24 protein-coding genes are annotated in these 22094 nt (G+C 55.1%); 9 read left to right on the forward strand and 15 right to left on the reverse strand.

Annotated elements, in window-relative coordinates; genetic code table 11:
• Positions 1-32: 32 nt before the first annotated feature.
• The 5 genes from rnt to eptA all read right to left on the reverse strand — a co-directional run bounded on the left by rnt (position 33) and on the right by eptA (position 4704).
• Positions 33-683: a ribonuclease T gene (rnt, locus tag ACMGGH_RS14980; RefSeq protein WP_232948150.1), complete on the reverse strand. Its 651-nt coding sequence runs from the start codon at positions 681-683 to the stop codon at positions 33-35.
• A gap of 95 nt (positions 684-778) precedes the next feature.
• Positions 779-1186 (reverse strand): lactoylglutathione lyase, encoded by a 408-nt coding sequence (gene gloA / locus ACMGGH_RS14985; protein ID WP_013096923.1) that lies wholly within the window; start codon positions 1184-1186, stop codon positions 779-781.
• A 100-nt stretch (positions 1187-1286) separates the two neighbouring features.
• The gene (locus tag ACMGGH_RS14990; RefSeq protein ID WP_028012895.1) at positions 1287-2384 is read right to left on the reverse strand and encodes an alkene reductase; all 1098 of its coding nucleotides are present in this window, start codon (positions 2382-2384) and stop codon (positions 1287-1289) included.
• A gap of 53 nt (positions 2385-2437) precedes the next feature.
• Entirely contained in the window at positions 2438-3037 is a 600-nt protein-coding gene (locus ACMGGH_RS14995) for a TetR/AcrR family transcriptional regulator (RefSeq protein ID WP_232948151.1), read from the reverse strand.
• 41 nt (positions 3038-3078) lie between these two features.
• Positions 3079-4704, reverse strand: a complete 1626-nt coding sequence (gene eptA, locus ACMGGH_RS15000; RefSeq protein WP_232948152.1) for a phosphoethanolamine transferase EptA — start codon at positions 4702-4704, stop codon at positions 3079-3081.
• Positions 4705-4853: 149 nt separating this feature from the next.
• Here eptA and ACMGGH_RS15005 point away from each other — a divergent pair, with 149 nt between their 5' ends.
• From ACMGGH_RS15005 to sodC, 3 genes are all read left to right on the forward strand, one after another.
• A complete protein-coding gene (locus tag ACMGGH_RS15005) occupies positions 4854-5093 on the forward strand; it encodes a DUF1289 domain-containing protein (RefSeq protein WP_028012898.1) in 240 nt (79 codons plus the stop codon).
• Positions 5094-5141: 48 nt separating this feature from the next.
• Entirely contained in the window at positions 5142-6038 is an 897-nt protein-coding gene (locus tag ACMGGH_RS15010) for an aldo/keto reductase (RefSeq protein WP_069732381.1), read from the forward strand.
• Positions 6039-6118: 80 nt separating this feature from the next.
• On the forward strand, positions 6119-6637 hold the full coding sequence (gene sodC, locus ACMGGH_RS15015) for a superoxide dismutase [Cu-Zn] SodC (RefSeq protein ID WP_045630184.1): 519 nt from the start codon (positions 6119-6121) through the stop codon (positions 6635-6637).
• Here the strand turns inward: sodC and ACMGGH_RS15020 are convergent.
• Genes ACMGGH_RS15020 through ACMGGH_RS15030 form a run of 3 tightly spaced genes read right to left on the reverse strand, consistent with a single transcriptional unit; the run spans position 6616 to position 9748 of the window.
• Positions 6616-8649 carry an FUSC family protein gene (locus ACMGGH_RS15020; protein ID WP_126326110.1) on the reverse strand — a complete coding sequence of 678 codons (2034 nt, stop codon included), beginning with the start codon at positions 8647-8649 and terminating at the stop codon, positions 6616-6618. The two genes, sodC and ACMGGH_RS15020, sit on opposite strands and share 22 nt — an antisense overlap.
• Complete coding sequence (locus tag ACMGGH_RS15025; RefSeq protein ID WP_232948153.1) at positions 8649-9509, reverse strand: HlyD family secretion protein; 861 nt, start codon at positions 9507-9509, stop codon at positions 8649-8651. The genes ACMGGH_RS15020 and ACMGGH_RS15025 overlap by 1 nt, the downstream gene beginning before the upstream one ends.
• Before the next feature lie 2 nt (positions 9510-9511).
• On the reverse strand, positions 9512-9748 hold the full coding sequence (locus ACMGGH_RS15030; RefSeq protein WP_028012903.1) for a DUF1656 domain-containing protein: 237 nt from the start codon (positions 9746-9748) through the stop codon (positions 9512-9514).
• Between the two features lie 186 nt (positions 9749-9934).
• Here ACMGGH_RS15030 and slyA point away from each other — a divergent pair, with 186 nt between their 5' ends.
• Positions 9935-10375, forward strand: coding sequence for a transcriptional regulator SlyA (gene slyA, locus ACMGGH_RS15035; RefSeq protein WP_028012904.1), 441 nt, complete (start codon positions 9935-9937; stop codon positions 10373-10375).
• 37 nt (positions 10376-10412) lie between these two features.
• On the opposite strand, the gene ACMGGH_RS15040 is transcribed toward slyA, so the two are convergent.
• The gene (locus tag ACMGGH_RS15040; protein WP_232948154.1) at positions 10413-11774 is read right to left on the reverse strand and encodes an MASE4 domain-containing protein; all 1362 of its coding nucleotides are present in this window, start codon (positions 11772-11774) and stop codon (positions 10413-10415) included.
• 196 nt (positions 11775-11970) lie between these two features.
• Entirely contained in the window at positions 11971-12438 is a 468-nt protein-coding gene (gene slyB / locus ACMGGH_RS15045; protein ID WP_028012906.1) for an outer membrane lipoprotein SlyB, read from the reverse strand.
• 255 nt (positions 12439-12693) lie between these two features.
• On the opposite strand from slyB, the gene anmK reads away from it, so the two are divergent.
• The 5 genes from anmK to pdxY all read left to right on the forward strand — a co-directional run bounded on the left by anmK (position 12694) and on the right by pdxY (position 17276).
• Positions 12694-13818: an anhydro-N-acetylmuramic acid kinase gene (anmK, locus tag ACMGGH_RS15050; protein ID WP_028012907.1), complete on the forward strand. Its 1125-nt coding sequence runs from the start codon at positions 12694-12696 to the stop codon at positions 13816-13818.
• A gap of 93 nt (positions 13819-13911) precedes the next feature.
• Complete coding sequence (mliC, locus tag ACMGGH_RS15055; protein ID WP_045261493.1) at positions 13912-14235, forward strand: C-type lysozyme inhibitor; 324 nt, start codon at positions 13912-13914, stop codon at positions 14233-14235.
• A 57-nt stretch (positions 14236-14292) separates the two neighbouring features.
• The gene (gene pdxH / locus ACMGGH_RS15060) at positions 14293-14949 is read left to right on the forward strand and encodes a pyridoxamine 5'-phosphate oxidase (RefSeq protein ID WP_028012909.1); all 657 of its coding nucleotides are present in this window, start codon (positions 14293-14295) and stop codon (positions 14947-14949) included.
• Between the two features lie 125 nt (positions 14950-15074).
• Positions 15075-16349, forward strand: coding sequence for a tyrosine--tRNA ligase (gene tyrS, locus ACMGGH_RS15065; RefSeq protein WP_028012910.1), 1275 nt, complete (start codon positions 15075-15077; stop codon positions 16347-16349).
• A gap of 66 nt (positions 16350-16415) precedes the next feature.
• Positions 16416-17276 (forward strand): pyridoxal kinase PdxY, encoded by an 861-nt coding sequence (gene pdxY / locus ACMGGH_RS15070; protein WP_232948155.1) that lies wholly within the window; start codon positions 16416-16418, stop codon positions 17274-17276.
• Positions 17277-17336: 60 nt separating this feature from the next.
• On the opposite strand, the gene gstA is transcribed toward pdxY, so the two are convergent.
• From gstA to rsxG, 5 genes are all read right to left on the reverse strand, one after another.
• Entirely contained in the window at positions 17337-17942 is a 606-nt protein-coding gene (gstA, locus tag ACMGGH_RS15075; RefSeq protein WP_028012912.1) for a glutathione transferase GstA, read from the reverse strand.
• Positions 17943-18047: 105 nt separating this feature from the next.
• Positions 18048-19556 carry a dipeptide/tripeptide permease DtpA gene (gene dtpA / locus ACMGGH_RS15080; protein WP_028012913.1) on the reverse strand — a complete coding sequence of 503 codons (1509 nt, stop codon included), beginning with the start codon at positions 19554-19556 and terminating at the stop codon, positions 18048-18050.
• 591 nt (positions 19557-20147) lie between these two features.
• Complete coding sequence (nth, locus tag ACMGGH_RS15085; RefSeq protein WP_028012914.1) at positions 20148-20783, reverse strand: endonuclease III; 636 nt, start codon at positions 20781-20783, stop codon at positions 20148-20150.
• Entirely contained in the window at positions 20780-21466 is a 687-nt protein-coding gene (locus ACMGGH_RS15090; protein WP_023617347.1) for an electron transport complex subunit E, read from the reverse strand. The genes nth and ACMGGH_RS15090 overlap by 4 nt, the downstream gene beginning before the upstream one ends.
• Positions 21467-21468: 2 nt before the next feature.
• Positions 21469-22089 (reverse strand): electron transport complex subunit RsxG, encoded by a 621-nt coding sequence (rsxG, locus tag ACMGGH_RS15095; protein ID WP_045261492.1) that lies wholly within the window; start codon positions 22087-22089, stop codon positions 21469-21471.
• Positions 22090-22094: the final 5 nt, after the last annotated feature.

Raw genomic sequence — 22094 nt, forward strand, 5'->3', positions numbered from 1 at the left:
ATAAAAAAGCGACCTGAAGAGGTCGCTTTTTTTTATTCTTCACTGTCGCCCATCGGCAGCGGCCAGCCGCCCAGACGCTTCCAGCGGTTGACGATCTCACAGAACAGCTCTGCGGTGCGCTCCGTATCGTATAAGGCGGAGTGCGCCTGGGTACCGTCAAACGGTATACCCGCCGTAATGCAGGCTTTGGATAAAACCGTTTGTCCCAGTGCCAGGCCGCTTAGCGCGGCGGTGTCGAAGGTCACGAACGGGTGGAAAGGGTTGCGTTTGAGCGACGCGCGTTCGGCTGCTGCCATGGTAAAGCTGTGATCGAAGGTGGCGTTATGGGCTACCATGATGGCGCGGCTGCAGTTGCTCTCTTTCATGCCTTTACGCACCATTTTAAATATGGCGTGCAGCGCATCATATTCACTGATTGCACCACGCAGCGGGTTATGCGGATCGATACCGTTAAACGCCAGCGCCTCCGGCTGTAAGTTTGCCCCTTCGAAAGGTTCAATGTGGAAATGCAGCGTGGTGTCCGGTGTAAGCCAGCCCTGTTCATCCATCTTCAGCGTGATGGCGGCAATTTCGAGCAGCGCATCGGTTTTAGCGTTAAATCCGGCTGTTTCTACATCAATGACAACGGGATAAAAACCACGAAAACGGTCGCACAGACCGCTAAATTGAGCGTTATCGGACATCAGGGTCTCTTACAAGGGGAAAAAGCAGTGCGCATTATGGCAAATTTTGCAGGGTGATGCAGTAAAACTACGGGCGCATGTTGCGCCCTGAGGGATCAGTTGCCCAGACCGCGACCCGCGTCTTTGGCTTCAATCAGCTCGATCTTGTAACCGTCCGGATCTTCTACAAAGGCAATAACGGTGGTGCCGCCTTTTACCGGGCCGGCTTCGCGCGTGACGTTACCGCCGTTGCTGCGAATGCGTTCACACGCCTCGGCCGCGTTATCCACTTCCAGCGCGATATGGCCGTAGGCGGTGCCCAGCTCATAGCTGTCCACGCCCCAGTTGTAGGTCAGTTCAATGACCGCTTCATCCGTTTCCGGGCCGTAACCCACGAACGCCAGCGAGTATTTGTATTCCGGGTTTTCGCTGGTGCGCAGCAGCTTCATGCCCAGGACGTTAGTGTAGAAATCGATAGAACGTTGCAGATCGCCAACGCGCAGCATGGTGTGAAGTAGGCGCATAATTTCCTCATTAACCAATGGAATAGACTATTTTTTTGAACAGAAACGATGTTTTAGTATAGCGGCGAAGTGTCGCCGCTATCAATGAACAATGGCGAGATTACAGAGAAGGGTAGTCGGTGTAGCCTTCCGCGCCGCCGCCGTAGAAGCTCTCAGGACGCTGCGGGTTCAGGGCCGCTTTCTGCTGCAGTCGAGCAACCAGATCCGGGTTGGCAATATAGTCGCGGCCAAACGCCACGGCGTCGATCAGCCCTTTATTAATCAGATCCTCGGCTTTCTCAGGGGTATAAGCACCCGCACCGATGATCACCCCGTGGAAGCGCTCGCGCACTTTCTGACGGAAGGCTTCCGTATAAGGCTTACCGCCGGCCCAGTCCGGCTCGGACATGTGCAGATAGGCAATGCCGCGCTTCGCCAGCTCTTCAATCAGATACAGCGCGTCCGCTTCTTCATTCGGACCGTTGTCGACGTTCTGGAACGTACCGATTGGGGAGACGCGGATACCGATGCGGTCCGGGCTCCACTCCTGACAAACGGCGTCAACCACTTCCAGCACCAGGCGGGCGCGGTTTTCGACGCTGCCGCCGTACTGGTCGGTGCGATGGTTAGACGACGGTGACAGGAACTGGTGCAGCAGGTAACCGTGAGCGGAGTGCAGTTCAACCAGGTCAAAACCGGCTTCGCGGGCGTTGGCCACGGCCTGACGGAAATCGTTCACGATACCCGGGATCTCATCCAGCTCCAGCGCGCGTGGCGTAGAGGTGTCGACGCGGATCGCGTTGCCGTTTTCATCGCGCAGGGAGGTGCGGGTGTTCGCGTTCAGGGCAGACGCTGAAACCGGCGCCTGACCGCCAGGCTGAATGCTGCTGTGGGAGATACGACCGGTATGCCACAGCTGGACCGCAATGCGACCGTCTTCAGCGTGAACACCCGCGGTGATTTTCTGCCATGCGGCGATCTGCTCCGGGCTGTGCAGCCCCGGCGCACCCGCATATCCCTTGGCCTGAGCAGAAATCTGCGTGGCTTCAGTGATGATCAGGCCAGAGCTGGCGCGCTGACGATAGTATTCACCCATCAGTGGGGTTGGGATATCACCCGGCTCAATGCTGCGCAGACGGGTAAGCGGAGCCATAAACACGCGGTTTGGCGCGGTGACGGCACCCACTTTTAAGGGGGTAAATAATTTTTCAGCTGACATAACGACTCCTGAGTAGACCAGTCGACTAGTAATAACGTAAATAAAAACGCCTGCTAAGCGCCAGGCGCAGTAATCGTACTTATCACATGTGCCAGCGCGCTTTCGAGCGGCACGGCACTGCGAGAAATTTTAGCCTGCAGGTTGGCGCCTAACCAGAGGGAGTAGAGCACCTGAGCCTGCGTTAAGGGATCCCCGGGGAAGGCGAGCGTATTTTCTTGGCGCCCCTTCGCCAGCGCCTGCGCCAGCAGGGCGATAACGCCGCTGGCGCCTTTATCCATTGCAGTGCGCATATCTTCTGAGAGATCGCACACTTCGGCAGAGAGTTTAACCGTCAGGCATCCGCTGATAATGCCTTGCTGACAGAACTGGTTCAGCGTTTCCTGGTAGTAGTTCAGAACACGATCCCGATAGTTACCTTCCCCCGTGGCGAAGTGGGTCGCGAGGCGCTGGTGGTAAGCAGTATAGTGCCGCTCCAGCATCGCCACGCCAAAGGCCTCTTTGGACCGAAAGTAGTGATAGAACGACCCTTTCGGTACCTCAGCGGTTTTTAATAGCTCGCTCAACCCCATACCGGTGAAGCCGCGGTGCATGCACAGCCGCTCGCCGGTCGCCAGGAGATGTTCGCGCGTGTCGTGTTCAGTATTTCTGCTCATGGATTCACTCTAATAGACCGTTCGGTCTAATGCAAGCGCTGTTACCGGCGACACGCATTCAGAATGTCCAACTGTTGCTGATAAACGCTTGATTTAACGTCCATCATGCCCAGCACCGTCGAGAATAAATTGTCCTGCGAAACCGCATTTTTTGCTGCGTGGTCGCGTAAACACTGCGCGTTGATGCCAAAGTTTTTCGCATAGTCCGGGGACAGCCAGAACATAAACGGAATGTGCGTCTGCTGCTCCGGCGCCAGCATGTACGGCGTGCCGTGCAGATAAATACCGCTTTCACCGAGCGATTCCCCGTGATCCGAGAGGTAAATCAGCGCGGTGTTCATGTTCGCCTGACGGGCTTTCAGCGCATCAATGGTTTTGCTGACCATGCTGTCGGTATACAGAATGGTATTGTCATAGGTGTTCATCAGCGCCTGATGGTCGCAATCCTGAATTTCGTTGGTGTCGCAGGTGGGGGTGAATTTACGGAAATTATCCGGGTAACGGCGATAGTACGCCGGGCCGTGGCTGCCCATCAGGTGGATAACCAGCACCGTGTCCTGCTTCAGACCGTCCAGCACGTTGTCCAGGCGGTAGAAATTCACGTCATCAATACAGGACTGGTCTTTGCAGAACTGATCCAGCTTCCACTGCGTCATGTCGGTATGGGGAATACGATCGCAGGCACCTTTACAGCCACCGTCGTTGTCGCGCCACAGGAGGTTGATACCCGCATGGTTGAGTACGTCGAGCAGCCCTTCCTGATGGTGCGCCAGGTCGGCATCGTATTTGCTGCGCGTCATACCGGAGAACATGCACGGAACGGATACGGCGGTTTCAGTGCCGCACGAGGAGGCCTGCGGGAAGTTAATCACATCCTGCTTTTTCAGCTCGGGGTTGGTTTCACGCTCGTAGCCATTGAGGGAGTAGTTCGCCGCGCGCGACGCTTCGCCGATGACCAGCACCAGAACGGTTTTCTTCTGCTGACCCGTAATCAGCGCGCCTTTGTGCGCATCTTCGCCAATCCGCACCAGCGTTTGATCGCCGGCAAACCAGCGCATCTTGCTGTATTTCACCACGGCGCTGACGTAGTTCGCCGGAGTGACCATTTTGACGATGCTTTTGTTATTGCGGAACAGCGACGCGTAATCTTTATAAAACACTGCGGCGATAAGAATAATCACCAGCAGGGCACCGAGCATCGCGGCAACACGCGTCAGCAGGGCGTACCACCATTTGCCGGTACGAATGCGGGTCAGCGCCAGCATCAGGGATGGAACAAGACCGGCTATGACAATCCACAGAATCATCTGCGGGGTCACCAGCGCGGTGGCTTCCTGGGAGTTAGTTTCGAACACGTTCACAATCATGTTCTGATCGATGACCGCGCCGTAGGTAAACATAAAGTAAGTTGCCGCAGCGCACCCGACAGTTAAGACGATCATCAGCGGCTTACGGATATACGGGATATTGAGCAGGCTAAATACAATGACCCAGCCACAAAACAGCACAACCGGCACGGATGCGGCGAAGAGAATATCGTGCAGATGCGCAGGGGCAATAATGGCCCAGCTGCGCTGGATAAACAGCCCGTTAAGCAGAGTAAAAAAGAGTGCACAGCCCAGAGTAAATTTTATATCGTTACATTGTAACTTTTTACTTAACCACATCGATCGTAAAACCTGTCATTGTCATGATGTGGCGAGTATAAAGAGGGAAGATTAGTGAAACCTTAATGCCACAAAACTGTGGTAAAGCCCTTGCACGCGGCGCTTTTAGCGTCTTCACTGTAGGTGAGAGAGGTTAACCGGAGGTGAGTGTGGCAGAGCAACTGGAGTTTTTCCCCATCCAGAGCCCGTGCCGGGGGATTTGTCAGTCAGATGAACGCGGTTATTGCCGAGGGTGCATGCGTACCCGTGACGAGCGTTTTAACTGGCAAAACTTCAGCGACACGCAAAAGCAGGATGTGCTGCGCCTCTGCAGACAGCGACTTCTGCGCAAAATCCGCGCAAACAAAGCCTCTGAGACCGAAGAACCCCAGCAACCTTCACTGTTTTAATGCGGTAATTGCGTATACTCATGACATCACGTCCTTGAGGAAAATGTTATGGTTCAGCGTATTACCCTTGCCCCCCAGGGGCCAGAATTCTCCCGTTTTGTGATGGGCTACTGGCGCCTGATGGACTGGAATATGTCCCCCCTCCAGCTGGCAAGCTTTATTGAAGAGCATATCGATTTAGGGGTAACAACAGTCGATCATGCGGATATTTACGGTGGCTATCAGTGTGAAGCCGCCTTTGGCGAGGCGCTCAAGCTGGTTCCGGCACTCCGGGAGCGCATGGAGATCGTTACCAAATGCGGTATTGCCACCACGGCCAAACCGGAGCATGCCCTCGGCCACTACATCACCGACAGCGCCCATATCATCAAGAGCGCCGAGCAGTCGCTGGTCAATCTGGCAACCGATCGTATCGACCTGCTGCTGATTCACCGTCCGGACCCGCTCATGGATGCCGACGAGGTGGCGGAAGCCTTCCTGAGTCTGCATCAGAGTGGGAAGGTGCGTCACTTCGGCGTCTCCAACTTTACCCCGGCCCAGTTTGCGCTGCTTCAGTCTCGTCTGCCGTTTACGCTCGCCACTAACCAGGTTGAGATCTCCCCGGTGCATCAGCCGCTGCTGCTGGATGGTACGCTCGACCAGCTGCAGCAGCTGCGCATTCGCCCGATGGCCTGGTCGTGCCTCGGCGGTGGACGCCTGTTTAATGATGATGCGTTCCTGCCGCTGCGCAATGAGCTGGAAACCATCGCCCGCGAGCTGAACGCCCAGAGCATAGAGCAGGTGGTTTACGCCTGGATCCTGCGTCTGCCGTCAAAACCGCTGCCGATTATTGGCTCCGGGAAAATTGAACGCGTCCGTTCCGCGCTGGCCGCCGAAGAGCTGCAGATGACCCGCCAGCAGTGGTTCCGCATCCGCAAAGCCGCGCTGGGCTACGACGTGCCATAAACCGCCAGAAGGTGACTTTCCGGTGAAATCTGTGCCCCTGGTATACACTTAAGGGGCAAAAAATAACCAGCGGAGGTCATATGAAGCGTTTTACTCTGGCATTGGTCACGCTGGTTGTTTGCGCAGGGGCGCAGGCAGCCAGCGACGAAGTAGAAATGAATCTTGTCACCTCACAGGGTGTGGGTCAGTCCATCGGGACGGTGAAAATCACCGAGACCGATAAAGGGCTGGAATTCGCACCCGATCTTAAAGCACTCCCGCCGGGCGAACACGGCTTCCATGTTCATGCCAAAGGGAGCTGTCAGCCAGCCATGAAAGAGGGTAAACCGTCGGCAGCGGAAGCAGCAGGGGGCCACCTTGACCCGCAGAATTCAGGTAAACATGAAGGGCCTGATGGTATGGGACACCTGGGCGACTTGCCGGTGCTGGTGGTAAACAATGACGGTAAAGCCACGGATCCGGTCGTGGCGCCGCGGCTGAAAAAGCTGGATGAGGTCAAAGGCAAAGCGCTGATGATCCATGTGGGCGGCGATAACATGTCCGATCAGCCTAAACCGCTTGGCGGCGGCGGGGCGCGCTATGCCTGCGGCGTAATCTGATCCCCAATCGTTCCCGGTGGGGGCGCCTGTTCCAGCTGCGAAAGCGAGCAGTGCAGGCGCCAGATTATCGAGGCCAAATCGCGGGCTGCGGGAAGATGATGCCGGGCAAGGGTGTCGCAGATCCGCTGCAGTTCAGCCAGCGTGGCCTCCAGAGGCCGCTGCTGAACGCCACGCTCGCTCATCACATCGCGTAGCAGAGAGATACACACATCACGTACCTGCGACAGCGGATCGGAGCGCGTTTCCCATGCGCGAAGCTGCCAGACCACGTGCGAGCAGTTCAACAGCACCACCCCCCAGCGCAGCAGCCAGCGTCGGGACAGCGCGTCCTGGCTGTTATTTAACTGGCTAACGTGGTGATAAACCAGCGATTCATACTCGCTTTCTTGCAGATGCGGTTTGCGGCTGAGCTGGTCGACAAACCCTCTGCGCAATTCACGGATATGTCGACGGCTTTTGCGTGCGTCAGAGCCGGGACGTAACACCGCGAAGGCCAGCCACGCCAGCCCGACGCCAAGAATCTTTGCCAGGTTGTCATTCAGAAAAGCGGCGTAATCATACACCGGCGGATTCGTCACGGAGATAAACGAGCCCATAAAGACAATCAGCTGCCCCCACAGACCCGCCAGTTTCGGCATTTGCAGCTTAAGGAGCTGCATCGTCGTTAGCAGCGGAAACAGGAACAGCAGAAACTGCCAGAGATCGCTTATCTGCACCATAAGGCCAAACTTCACCACAAAACTGAACAGTGATAGCAAAACAAGCGTTCGCAGCAGCAGCGTAAGCGAGTTAAACGGCGAGGCCGCGACGGAGTAAAGCACGCAGCTGATAGCGGCAAGCGTTAACGCCGCCGAGCCTGATTCCCACTGCGTGGTAATGCTCCACGCCCCCACCAGCATCAGTGCGCTGAAGGTGCGAAAACCGCTCCACAGCGCTTCCAGATAATCGGTGTGACGTGCGAGAGCCGGGCTGCCGGGAACGGCGAACTCCGTGACCGGGGTAGCATTCTCTACCGCCTTAATCCAGCGGCTGCTGCGCAGGTATAGCCGACAAAAGTAATTCAGCCGCTGCCAGAAGGCGCGATGGCGATAATCAAACTCATCCACCGGGGCGAGCGGGGCGATGATCTTCGCGACGGTATAGATGTCCGCATCCGGTCGCGCGAGTGCCGCGAGCAGGGTTTCGATTACCGCGCGGGTGTTTTCTGGCGGTGTCGGCCAGTTGAGCAGCATTCGGCGCAGGCTGGAGATAGCGCTGGTCATGCGCAGCTGCTGGTGCAGCAAATAGTTAAGCAGCGTGTTCTGACGGCGAAACCGGTAATGGCTCCAGAACGCCTGAATTCGCAACAGATTCATGGTCAGGATCTGCCCGATAACCTTTTCATGCGCGAGGCGGATGTCATCGCTTGTATCCGGTTGCCACAGCAGGCTCGCATGTTCCAGCAGCCGGGTATGCATGGTTTTCAGCGCAGTGATAAGCGCAGTGCCGTCAGAGGTGCTGGGCAGGATCATCATCATAAATCCGCCGCAGAGGATCCCGACAATGACTTCGCAGACGCGCGCCTGTGCGATATCCCATAGCTCGGTGGTGTCGAGCACGTTGACGACCGGGAAGGCGATAATGGCGGCGGTATAGCCCGCCAGCTGGAAAGCATAGGCCACGTTATTGGTGAAATGGGCGCAGGCCCAGGTACAGCAACCCAGCCATGCCGCCATGCTCAGCAGGAACAGCCATGGATCGTTCAGCGTGTGGCCCGCGATAATTAACGCCGCGGTGGCGCCCAGCAGGCTACCTGCGATACGGCCAAGGCTTTTGCTGATCACCCCGCCAACGGTGGGGAAGCTTACCACCGCCGCGGAGGTCATCGCCCAGTAGGGTTCATCCAGGTTCAGATAATAGGCGACAGTCAGCGCCAGGCACATGGCAATGCCGTTACGCAGCGCGTAGCGCCACTGGGGGCGCGTCGCTTTCATCCACGGCGTGTTTTGCCAGGAGAGCGCCTGCAGGTTCATTAACGGGTTCCGATAGAGACAGTGCAGGTGGTGCCGGAAACCAGCGTGATGTCCTCCGGTAAACGGTCAAACTCCACGCGCACAGGCACGCGTTGAGCCAGGCGCACCCACGGTACGTTCGGCTTGATGTCCGGCACCAGCCCGGAATCCGTTTCAACGCTTTGATCGTAAATGGCGCGGCCAATGCTGGAAACGTGACCCTGTAACTTTTTCGGGCCACTATACAGCGTTATGGCGGCGGGTGCGCCTTCACGTATATGACGAAGCTTGGTCTCTTCGAAATAGCCCACGACGTAGAACGAGTGGCTGTCGACGAGAGCAAAAACTGGCTGACCGGCGGTGGCATAATTTCCCACCCGGGCGGAGAGGTTGGTCACCCATCCGTCGACGGGTGCGGTGACCACGGTTTGGGTTAATTCCCACTGCGCCTGCTTCAGCGTGGCCTCAGCCACGTTGACGCTCGCCTGCATGGCCTTGACGTTGATATTGGCGGTATCTAAATCTTCCGCGGAGATGTAGTTTTTCGACAGGTGACGGCGGCGATTGGCCTCATTATTGGCCTTTGCAAGGTCAGACTGGGCTTTTGCCAGCTGCGCCTGGGCGTTCAGAATCGCAATGTGATACGGGGTGTCGTCGATGCGGAATAACACCTCTCCCTTTTTAACGTACTGATTATCCTTAACCAGCAGCGTTGTGATACTTCCCGACACCTGGGGGGTGATGCTGACCTGCTCAGCGCGAACTTTGCCGTCACGGGTCCAGGGGGACTGCATATAATAATTCCACAACCACCATCCAGCAGCCAGGGCGAGGACAAGAACGAACAGGGTGGAAAAGTACTTCAGCGTTTTCAGAGGCATATTCACCACACGATCAGAACAGCAAGGCCCAGGCATACGGAGAGGGCAAACAGGGAGAGATCCATCAGCATGGGGTGCCAGATTTCGCCGGAGTACATCCAGTCGCGAAGCAGGCGATGCGCGATGAGCCAGAGAACAAAGCCCACCAGCACGGCTTTAAACAGGGGAGGAAAGTAGACTGACGCACCGAAGATCAGGTCCTGAAGGGGTAAACCTTCTGAGCGATGAAAAAAGATCACAGGCAGAAATCCTTTGCAGTGAACAGAATGCCGCGTTGGCTTGTCTGAGTATGAAGAAGCATCATAATTCAGTGTAAGTCATACTTTTGAGTCCGATGAATGCAGTATTGCATTTGTTTTGCCAATACAAATGCTGCACACTATTCTAAAATCAGTATAATAACTTAGCAAGCTAATTATAAGGAGATGAAATTGGAATCGCCATTAGGTTCTGATCTGGCAAGGTTGGTACGCGTCTGGCGTGCTCTGATTGACCATCGCCTGAAACCTCTGGAACTGACGCAGACGCATTGGGTCACGTTGCACAACATTCATCAGCTGCCGCCCGACCAGTCGCAAATTCAACTGGCTAAAGCGATAGGCATTGAGCAACCGTCGCTGGTGCGCACGCTTGACCAACTGGAAGAGAAGGGACTGATCTCCCGGCAAACCTGCGCCAGCGATCGTCGCGCCAAGCGCATTAAGCTGACGGAGAAAGCGGCGCCTATCATCACTGAAATGGAAGCGGTGATCACCAAAACGCGCGGTGAAATCCTTTCAGGGGTTTCACCGACGGAGCTGGAAATGCTCATCAGCCTCATTGCGCGCCTTGAGCAAAACATTCACGAGCTACAGTCTCGCGACTGACCAGACAACACGGCCTTGCATCTGCAAGGCCTTGTTTTTACTTAAAGACAACGACGCGGTTACGGCCCGTCTCTTTCGCTGCATACATCGCCTTATCGGCACTTTCCACGCACGCTTCTGCGCTTACCGACGAAGAGGTTGCCGTAAACACCCCCATGCTGATGGTAATCGGCTCTGGTAACTGACCCTCGCTGCTAATTTTATCAAAACCGCTTAGCTTCAACCGAATGCGCTCCGCCACCTGATATGCGTCTTCTGCGGAGGTGTTTGCCAGCATCAGGACAAACTCTTCGCCGCCGATTCGCGCTGCGATATCCTGCGGACGTACGGAGTCCATCAGCAGATTGGCGACAAACTGCAGGACTTTATCTCCCTGCAGGTGACCGTAGTTGTCGTTGATACGCTTGAAACGATCGAGATCGCTGACGATAACCGAAACCGGGCGGCTGGGTTTGGCGATGCCCAGCGCCTGGTTTAACGATTCATAAAAATAGCTGCGGTTATAAAGGCGCGTGAGCGGATCGCGAATCGAATTTTGATACGACTGCTGATACTTCAAATGGGAGTCACGATACAACCTGAAGACATCATAGAGCAGCACAAAAATAATAATCAGCGTCGCGACGGTTTCAAATAATCGGGCGCGATACCAGGATATATCTTCTGCATGTCCGCCTACCAACAGCATAGCGAGCGTGACGACATAGCAGACACACAGAAAATTACCGCCTACCCAGAACAGATTACGCACGCGCGTAATAAACATCAGCGTGGCTAGTGTCACGACCCAGAAAACGATTAATGAAATATTAATGCTGTGGCTCCAGAGAACCATAAACTGCCGCGTTTCATTATCAACCAGATCGAGGGATAAAAACGGGGAATGGCTGGAATACATCCAGGCCAGAATCACCATACATGCGGTAAAAAGAAATGAACCGCTAACGATGATGATATGCGCCAACCGTGAAAGGGGCAGATTGCGCGTGGGATAAAGTAATGCCGAAACGATCATCAGCACCGCCATTAAGAGGTGGCGGAACATATAGTAGATCATCGCATCGTTGTAGTTCACAACGTTGAACTGATAGAGATCCAGCCACGCCGGAAAGCTGGTCAATGTTCCGACCATCAGCAAGGCCGAACCGGCAAAGGCAAATGAGATGGCAATCAGATAGAGCCGCCGCTTATCACACCAGTATTTCATTGCCATAAAACAGGCAATAAACAGGTGAAACACGAGTAAAAAAATGGTGAGTGTGGGGAACAAAAGAGGCGAAAAGGACGGAACCCAGTCAACCAGTTTTGAAAATAAAGCCTGTAATATTCCGATGACGACCAAGCAACCGAAACAGAACGAGATATAACGACCTTTTACAGAATGACTATTCGCAAGCATATAAACTTATACAAATTAAAATAATTATGAAGAGATGATTGCGAAGAGTTTAATCAATTAGCACGCTAAATACTTTGCGCAGAAACAATATATGGCGCGTTTAATAATGCGTGGGATGAATGTATTATGTAAATATATTTGTGAGAGTGATATATATTGTAAATGGATGTGGCCTGATGACCACATCCATTTTTAATTAACGCGGAGAAACGGTAACCTGGCTGCCGTTGCTCGCCAGCACGACGCGTTGACCCGCAGAGAAGCGGGTGTTGCCCTGCTTCTGAACAACCATAATGGTGCTGCCGTCGTCTTTACGAATTTCCAGCTCTACGCCCTGGGTTTTGTTCATCGCGCCCTGAACGCCCTGACCCGCGACACCACCCGCTACAGCGCCCGCTGCGGTTGCCAGAGAACGGCCCGTGCCGCCGCCAACGGTATTACCCAGGAAACCACCCAGTACAGCACCGCCGATTGCGCCCATCACGTTGTTTTCATCACCACCCTGAATTTGTACAGGACGGGCGTTAACAACGGTACCGTAAGTCACGCTCTGAACCTGTTTTGCTTCAGAAGCGCTGTAAACGTCGCCAGACAGCGAGCTGTCGTTCACACAGCCAGCCAGGGTTAAACCAATCAGCGAAACGCCCAGTACACGTACAATCATTTGAATCTCCTGTTCACCAAAAACGCCCATCTGGAGGCATCCGTTATGGCTAAATTATATGGCATAAAGAGCCATAGTTCATATCTTTGCACTAACAATAAGAAAATTGTACTTGAATTTGACTTAACGAGACATAAACAGGAGCCACTCGCCATACCGGCAAGACATTGTTAAAAAATATTATCGTCGGATGGCAAAGGAGCGCTGTTTATGGTTGAGTGGATATCCTTAGCCCACGCAACGTAAGGAAAGCGCATGAAATCGGGTCGCTACATTGGTGTGATGTCGGGCACCAGTCTGGATGGGGTAGATGTCGTTCTGGCCGCCATTGACGAACATATGGTGGCACAGCAGGCGAGCCTGACCTGGCCAATCCCCCTTTCGCTGAAAGAGGACATTCTGAGCATCTGTCAGGGGCAGCAGTTAACCCTCTCCCAGCTTGGTCAACTTGATGTTCGACTGGGTGCGCTGTTTGCGGATGCGGTGCAGGCGTTAATGCAAAAAGAACATCTTCGTCCCCAGGATGTGGTCGCCATCGGGTGTCACGGACAAACCGTCTGGCATGAGCCGACTGGCGACGCGCCGCATACGTTGCAAATCGGCGATAACAACCAGATTGTGGCGAAGACGGGCGTAACGGTCGTCGGGGATTTTCGGCGCCGCGATATTGCCCTTGGCGGCCAGGGCGCGCCGCTGGTGCCTGCCTTCCATCAGGCGTTGCTGGCGCACCCTACAGAACGCCGTATGGTGCTCAACATAGGCGGGATTGCTAACCTCTCGATGCTTATTCCGGGGCAGCCCGTTCGCGGCTACGATACCGGCCCGGGGAATATGTTAATGGATGCCTGGATCTGGCGGCAGTGCGGTCAACCGTATGATAAAAACGCCGAGTGGGCGAGTGAGGGGAAAGTGGTTCTCCCGCTGCTGCAGTCCATGCTCAGCGACCCTTATTTTGCTTTACCGGCGCCGAAAAGCACGGGACGAGAATACTTTAACTTTGGCTGGCTCGAGCGCCAGCTTGCGCTGTTCCCGGCACTCGCCCCGCAGGACGTCCAGGCGACGCTTGCCGAATTAACGGCCGTGTCGATCTCTGAGCAAGTGCTGCTCAGCGGCGGCTGCGAACGCCTGCTGGTGTGCGGCGGGGGAAGCCGAAACCCGCTGGTGATGGCGCGTCTTGCCGGGCTGCTGCCGGGCACCGAGGTGACGACGACGGACGAGGCCGGCATCAGCGGGGATGATATGGAAGCGCTGGCTTTCGCCTGGCTTGCCTGGCGCACCATCGCCGGGCTGCCAGGGAATTTACCGTCGGTAACCGGCGCGCGCGAGGCGAGCGTGCTAGGGGCGATTTTCCCGGCAAATCCTCGTCATAATCAGAGTTAACTGAAATTCAGCGCGGCGCCTCGTCGTTAGAATGGAATAAAACAGGGGGGCAGCCATGTCCTCCAGGACCAGGAAAGTCTTCGGAATACGCCCATGAAAAAAGTTCTTCTTATTGCCGCGCCTTTATTGCTGTCAGGATGCAGCGTCTATAACCAGTTCCTTGAGCGCATGCAGACCGATACGCTGGAGTATCGCTGCGATGAAAAACCGCTGACCGTGAAGCTGAATAACCCGCGTCAGGAAGCCAGCTTCGTTTACGATAACAAGCTGCTAACCCTTAAGCAGGGTATCTCGGCCTCCGGGGCGCGTTATTCGGACGGCATCTATGTATTCTGGTCGAAAGGCGACAGCGCCACGGTCTACAAACGCGACCGAATTGTGCTGAACAACTGCCAGCTTGAAAATCCGAAGCGTTGAGATTTTTACAGGGGCGGCGCACAATAGCGCCACCCAATATCAAGATCAGCTAACGCCATGTCAGATAACGACGAACTGCAGCAAATTGCGCATCTGCGCCGTGAATACACCAAAGGCGGCCTGCGTCGCCAGGATCTTCCCGCTGAACCCCTCGTGCTTTTTGAGCGCTGGCTGAAACAGGCCTGCGACGCAAAGCTGGCCGACCCAACGGCCATGGTCGTCGCGACGGTAGATGAAAACGGTCAACCGTATCAGCGCATCGTCTTGCTTAAGCATTACGACGAGAAAGGGCTGGTGTTCTATACCAATCTGGGCAGCCGCAAGGCGCACCACTTAGAAAACAACCCGCGCATCAGCCTGCTGTTCCCGTGGCACATGCTGGAACGTCAGGTGATGGTGACCGGCAAAGCGGAACGTCTCTCTACCCTGGAAGTGGTGAAGTATTTCCACAGCCGCCCGCGCGACAGCCAGATTGGCGCCTGGGTGTCAAAACAGTCCAGCCGGATCTCTGCCCGCGGCGTGCTGGAAAGTAAATTCCTGGAGCTGAAACAGAAGTTCCAGCAGGGGGAAATTCCGCTGCCGAGCTTCTGGGGCGGCTTCCGCATTCCGATTGAGCAGATGGAATTCTGGCAGGGCGGTGAGCATCGCCTGCATGACCGCTTTTTATACCAGCGCGAGAATGGCGGCTGGAAAATCGACAGACTGGCGCCGTAATCCCCGAAATTTGTTGATTTAAGCGCTAGCGCACACCGCGCTTGCGCTTTATTCTATGGTCCTTTCGCATCAGGCGAAAAGTCGTGTACCGGCAAAGGTGCAGTCGTTTATACATGGAGAATTTGATGGCAAGCAGTAACTTGATTAAACAATTGCAAGAGCGGGGCCTCGTGGCCCAGGTGACGGACGAGGAAGCGTTAGCAGAGCGACTGGCGCAAGGCCCGATCGCGCTCTATTGCGGCTTCGATCCCACCGCTGACAGCTTGCATTTGGGGCATCTTGTTCCATTGTTATGCCTGAAACGCTTCCAGATGGCGGGTCATAAGCCTGTTGCCCTGGTGGGCGGCGCGACCGGTCTGATTGGTGACCCGAGCTTTAAAGCCGCGGAGCGTAAGCTGAACACCGAAGATACCGTGCAGGAGTGGGTGGATAAGATCCGCAAACAGGTTGCACCGTTCCTCGACTTCAACTGTGGTGATAACTCTGCCATTGCTGCTAACAACTACGACTGGTTTGGCGGCATGAACGTGCTGACCTTCCTGCGTGACATCGGCAAGCACTTCTCTGTTAACCAGATGATTAACAAAGAAGCGGTCAAGCAGCGTCTGAACCGTGACGATCAGGGTATCTCCTTTACCGAGTTCTCCTACAACCTGCTGCAGGGCTATGACTTTGCCTGCCTGAACAAGCTGCACGGCGTCTCTCTGCAGATCGGCGGCTCTGACCAGTGGGGGAACATCACCTCCGGTATCGACCTGACCCGTCGTCTGCATCAGAACCAGGTCTTCGGCCTGACCGTTCCACTGATCACCAAAGCTGACGGCACCAAATTCGGTAAAACCGAAGGCGGCGCGGTATGGCTCGATCCGAAGAAAACCAGCCCGTACAAATTCTATCAGTTCTGGATCAACACGGCGGACGCCGATGTTTACCGCTTCCTGAAGTTCTTCACCTTCATGGACATTGCCGAGATCAATGCGCTGGAAGAGGAAGATAAGAACAGCGGTAAAGCGCCGCGTGCCCAGTACGTGCTGGCGGACGAAGTGACCAAACTGGTTCATGGTGAAGAGGGCCTGGCAGCGGCAAAACGCATCACCGCAAGCCTGTTCAACGGTACGCTGAGCGATCTGAGCGAAGCTGACTTCGAACAGCTGGCGCAGGACGGCGTGCCGATGGTTGAGATGGAGAAAGGAGCTGACCTGATGCAGGCGCTGGTGGACTCTGAGCTCCAGCCTTCCCGTGGTCAGGCGCGTAAAACCATCGCCTCCAACGCTATCACCATCAACGGTGAAAAGCAGGCTGATCCGGAATACACCTTCGTTGACGGCGATCGTCTGTATGGCCGCTACACGCTGCTGCGCCGCGGTAAGAAAAACTACTGTCTGGTCTGCTGGAAGTAAGTAAAAGTCTCGAGGGGCGTGGGAAACCACGCCCTTTTTGTTTGTTCAGGGTTTGGTAAGAAAAAGATGAAGAACATCCTCGCCATTCAGTCCCACGTTGTCTTTGGACATGCTGGCAATAGCGCAGCGGAATTCCCGATGCGCCGCCTCGGTGCCAACGTCTGGCCTCTCAATACCGTGCAGTTCTCTAACCACACGCAATACGGCAAATGGACCGGCTGCGTGATGCCGCCTTCGCATCTCACAGAGGTTGTGCAGGGTATTGCGGATATCGACCAGCTCAAGCGCTGCGACGCCGTTCTGAGCGGCTACCTCGGCTCAGCGGAGCAGGGGGAACACATCCTCGGCATCGTGCGTCAGGTGAAAGCGGCAAACCCGGCGGCAAAATATTTCTGCGACCCCGTCATGGGACACCCGGAGAAAGGCTGCATTGTGGCGCCTGGCGTAGCGGAATTTCACGTTCGCCATGCGCTGCCCGCCAGCGATATCATTGCGCCCAACCTGATTGAGCTGGAGATCCTCTGCGAGCATCCGGTTAACAGCGTAGAAGAGGCTGTACGCGCGTCTCGCGAGCTGATAGCCCAGGGGCCGGAGATTGTGCTGGTAAAACATCTCGCCCGCGCAGGGATGACCCAGGAGCGTTTTGAGATGCTGCTTGTGACGAAAGATGACGCATGGCATATCAGCCGTCCGCTGGTGGATTTCGGCACACGTCAGCCGGTGGGCGTGGGTGATGTGACCAGCGGGCTGCTGCTGGTGAAACTGTTGCAGGGTGCAACGGTGAGAGACGCGCTGGAGCACGTGACGGCAGCGGTGTACGAAATAATGATTGCGACGAAACAGATGCAGGAATATGAACTGCAGGTGGTCGCGGCACAGGATCGTATCGCGAAGCCGGAGCACTATTTCAGCGCCACACGGCTATAATCGTCCAGAGTTCGTAGGCCGGGTGAGCGTCAGCGCCACCCGGCAACACAGATGGCTGGCTTAATTCAACCCTTCCGCTTTTAGCGCCGCGGCCACCGCTGGACGCTCCGCCACGCGCGCCATATACGATGCGATGTGGTCCAACCCTTCCAGGTTCAGCTTAACCGCACGCGCCCAGCGCAGTACGGTAAACAGGTACGCGTCGGCAATGGTGAAGCGTGAACCACAAATCCACTGATCGTCTTTCAGCGATTCGTTAACATACTGCAGCTTTTTCTCCAGCAGAGCTCGCACGGTCGGCTTGTACTCTTCCGGCGTATCCGGGCGGAAGAGGGGGGTAAAACCTTTGTGCAGCTCGGTGGCGATATAGTTCAACCACTCCAGCGTTTTATAACGTGCGACGCTGCCGGTAGGGGCAAGGAGCTGGCGATCCGGTACGTTGTCCGCCAGGAATTGCATAATCGCCACGCCTTCGGTCAGCAGAGTTCCGTCATCCAACAGCAGGGCCGGAACCTGCCCTTTTGGGTTAATCGCAAAAAAGTCATCCCCGTTTTCAAGGCGCTTTTTCATCAGATCAACGCCATCCAGCGTGAAATCTTTGCCGCTCTCGCGCAGGGTGATATGGGAAGCAAGAGAGCACGCGCCCGGTTTGTAGAACAGTTTCATCGGTAACTCCTTTTTGCTGAGGTTTCAGCTATGTTAGTGCGCGAAGGGACAAAAAAAAAGCCGCTAATCTCTTAGCGGCTTCTGTTCTGTCGTTTCTCTCAAATATCACGCGGTAGCGGTTTTGTTCGCTTCCGCCGTCTTGTCGTCGTCCTGAGTCATTCGATTCAGTTTCGGCGCGGTCAGCAGCATCAGCGCCGCGATAACCGCCGTAGCGATACCAATCTGCATGAACACGGTACCGTAGACGTTCAGGGAGAGCAGCGGATCGGTCACGTTTTCTGGCACAGCCATCAGGTTTGCGATCTTACCGGCGATGATCGCCGCACCGGCAGTGGTCAGGAACCAGCTACCCATAATGAAGCCCATTAGACGCTGTGGAACCAGCTGTGCAACCATCGCCAGACCCAGACCGGAGATCATCAGTTCGCCGATAGACTGCAGCGCGTAGCTCAGGATCAGCCAGTTAACGGACACGATACCGGCGTCGGACGCAAACTTTGTCCCCAGCGGCAGCACCAGGAACGCACCAGAACAGAGCACCATACCCACCGCGAACTTGTGCGGCATTGGCAGACGATCGCCCATCTTGTTATAGATTGCGGCCAGAATCGGGGAACCGATCATGATCCAGAAGGGGTTCAGCGCCTGGAACTGCTCGGGTTCGAATGCGATACCCAGGATAGAGTGCTCAACGTTACGAATAGCGAAGAAGTTCAGAGAGGTTGGCATCTGGCTGTACAGCACGAAGAAGATAATCGCTTCCAGCATCAGAATGAACGCCACAATCATCTTACGACGGGCTGCACCCTTCATAGCGAACGCTTCTTTCGCGAAGATGACCACGATGCCCAGCGCAACTACGCCCAGAACGGCACGAGCGATACCCTGGTTGTGCAGCAGCCAGGTGGCGATCGCCGCCAGGACGACAACGCCCACGATGGTAGCCAGCAGCTTGCCCATGTGGACAGGCTCGAAGTCAGGTTTTGAACCGTAGTCTTTCACCCAGTTGCGGCAGAACAGGAAGTTTACCACGGTGATCAGCATACCCACGAAGCTCAGCGCAAACGCCACGCTCCAGCCGAATTTCGCGGCCAGCCATGGGGTTGCCAGCATGGAAAAGAAGGAACCGATGTTGATGGACATGTAGTACATGGTAAATGCACCGTCCAGACGTGGGTCATCTTTGCTGTAGCAGGTTGAGAGCAGGGAAGACGGGTTCGCTTTGAACAGGCCGTTACCCACGGCGATGGTTGCCATGCCCATGTAGACCACAGCCGCATCATGTCCTGACCATGCAACCAGACCATAGCCAATAGCCAGAACAATGGCACCCAGCATAATGACGCGCTTAGTACCGAGAACTTTATCACCCAGCCAGCCGCCGATAGCAACCAGACCGTAGACGAGGGCACTAAAGGAGGAGAACAGCGTGATGGAATCGGCTTCGGACATACCCAGCTGTTTAACCAGGTAAACCGCCATGATCCCTTGCAGGCCGTAGTAACCAAAACGCTCCCATAACTCGATAGAGAAGATGAGATAAAACGCTTTCGGTTGTTTAAAAGCGTTCAGACTCACGCTTTCATCTGTTGGTTTATTGTTTGCAGTCGACACATATACCTCTTTTTTTACATCCCATATTAACGGGGGTGTTCATAGCGTGATGGCCGTAGCCCATCCGCCTTATAGTTATATTGGGAGGAGAAACGGCGGGTAATGTTCACTATCCTGCCCCGTCTGGCAATACGTTTGTAATAATCTGTTACATATATCTTGAACGGTATAATTGTCGGTTTCTACAAATGTTATTTAGCGTTAAATTTTATACGATAACTAAAGGTAGTTTTTTCGACTGGTATACACCCAGTGTGATGGGGTTTTGGCGATATGTTCTGCTATTTGCCGTCTGTTGTAGTGATATAGCCCATATTCTGAAAAATAGCTGGTCTTATCTTCCGGCTAAACGCATTTAAATCTTGCCCGGCAAAGGGTTTGCGATGACTTTGACTACAAAAAATCAACATGACGTTATCAGAGTGATCGCGATCACAGATGTATAGAAATTTTTGGCTATGAAAAAAGTATTAACCTGTTTGAGCGTTATAGAGCCGAACAAGTGACAAGTCAGAAGAAAGTAAGAGCGGACAAATAACGGCCAAAAGAAGAACGAACGGTAGCCCTTCTTTTGGCAAGGGATTATGACGGTCAGGGATAGACTTTTTCTTTATATTCGCAGAGATCTTCAATAACGCAGGAGCCGCAGCGCGGCTTTCGGGCTATGCAGGTATAACGACCGTGCAAAATCAGCCAGTGGTGGCAGTCAACCTTGAATTCGGCAGGAACCACTTTTAACAGCTTCTCTTCTACCTGCTCGACATTTTTCCCTGGGGCGAAGTTGGTCCGGTTTGAGACGCGGAATATATGCGTATCAACGGCGATGGTCGGCCAGCCAAACGCGGTATTGAGCACAACGTTCGCGGTTTTACGCCCCACGCCCGGCAAGGCTTCCAGCGCGGCGCGATCTTCCGGTACTTCGCCTCCGTGCTGTTCCAGCAGGATCCGACAGGTCTTAATCACGTTCTCGGCTTTGCTGTTAAACAGGCCGATGGTTTTGATATAAGACTTCACGCCTTCCACGCCCAGCTCCAACATGGCCTTCGGCGTATTGGCGACCGGATAGAGCAGGGCAGTGGCTTTATTGACGCTCACGTCAGTCGCCTGCGCAGAGAGCAACACCGCGATCAGCAGCTCAAACGGAGAGGTAAAATTCAGCTCCGTCGTCGGGTGCGGGTTCTCGTCCCGCAGACGGGTCAGGATCGCAATGCGCTTTTCTTTATTCATGAGGCCTTCTCGGGTGTCCCTTCCAGAACGCTGCGCTCAGCCGCGCGGCGCTTACGTTTCTCATCAATCAGGTATTTTATCGCCAGCATCATGCCGAGGCCAATAAATGCGCCGGGCGGCAGCATCGCCAGCAGGAACGGCGTATCGGTGTGAAACACCTCAACGCGCAGCGCTTTAGCCCAGCCGCCCAGCAGCGCATCTGCGCCGTCGAACAGCGTACCGTTGCCGAGGATTTCACGCAGCGAGCCCAGCACGAACATGGCGCACGTGGCGCCCATGCCAATGGAAAAACCATCCAGCGCCGACATGGCCGGGCTGTTTTTCACCGCGAACGCTTCCGCACGCCCGACCACAATACAGTTGGTGACGATAAGAGGAATGAAGATCCCGAGCGACTGGTACAGACCAAACGCGTAGGCGTTAATCAGCATCTGGACGATACTGACCACCGACGCAATGATCATGACGTAAATCGGAATACGAATTTCCGACGGCGTCCAGCGTCGCAGGGCAGATATGGAGAGGTTGGTCAGGGTCAATACCAGCGTGGTTGCCAGACCCAGACCGAGCGCGTTGGTGGCGGTGGATGTCACCGCCAGCAGGGGGCACATACCCAGAAGCTGTACCAGAGCGGAGTTGTTCTTCCACAATCCCTGGACAATAACCTCTTTAACCTGGCTCATGATTACTCCTCACAGGCCGGAAGATTGTTGATCTGCGCGGGCAGCGTTTCAGCGTACAGCCCGGCTCGTTTTACAGCGTTTACCACCGCCCGCGGGGTGATGGTTGCGCCCGTGAACTGGTCAAACTCGCCGCCGTCTTTCTTCACCGCAAACGCGGTGTCATCTTCACCATGGATCACTTTACCGGCAAAGTGCAAAATCCAGTCGCTCAGACGGGTTTCGATTTTATCGCCCAGGCCCGGCGTTTCATGATGTTCCGTCACGCGGGTGCCCAGGATGGTACCGGAGAAATCGCTGCCCACGAGCAGCTGAATGGCGCCGGAATAGCCGTCAGGGGCGGTCGCTTCCATCACCGCGCCGACCGGTTTATCCCCTTTGCGGGCGATAAAGAGGCGGTGCGGGCCTTTCCCAAGCTGCGGCGCATCTACCACAAAGCAGCTTTTTTGCAGGTCATTATCGTAGAAATCGGACGGGATCACCTGATCGAACAGCGCCTTTTGCTGCTTCGAGGCCTGTTCTTCGATGGTCGTTTTGGTCAACGCATTAACCAGTGCCGTCAGCCCCGTCAGGACCGCGGCGAAGACAGCCAGCGTGACGCCGTGTTTTTGCATCGTTTTTAACATGGCGA

This window comes from Enterobacter sp. BNK-16, assembly GCF_048684955.1.
GTDB lineage: Bacteria > Pseudomonadota > Gammaproteobacteria > Enterobacterales > Enterobacteriaceae > Enterobacter > Enterobacter bugandensis.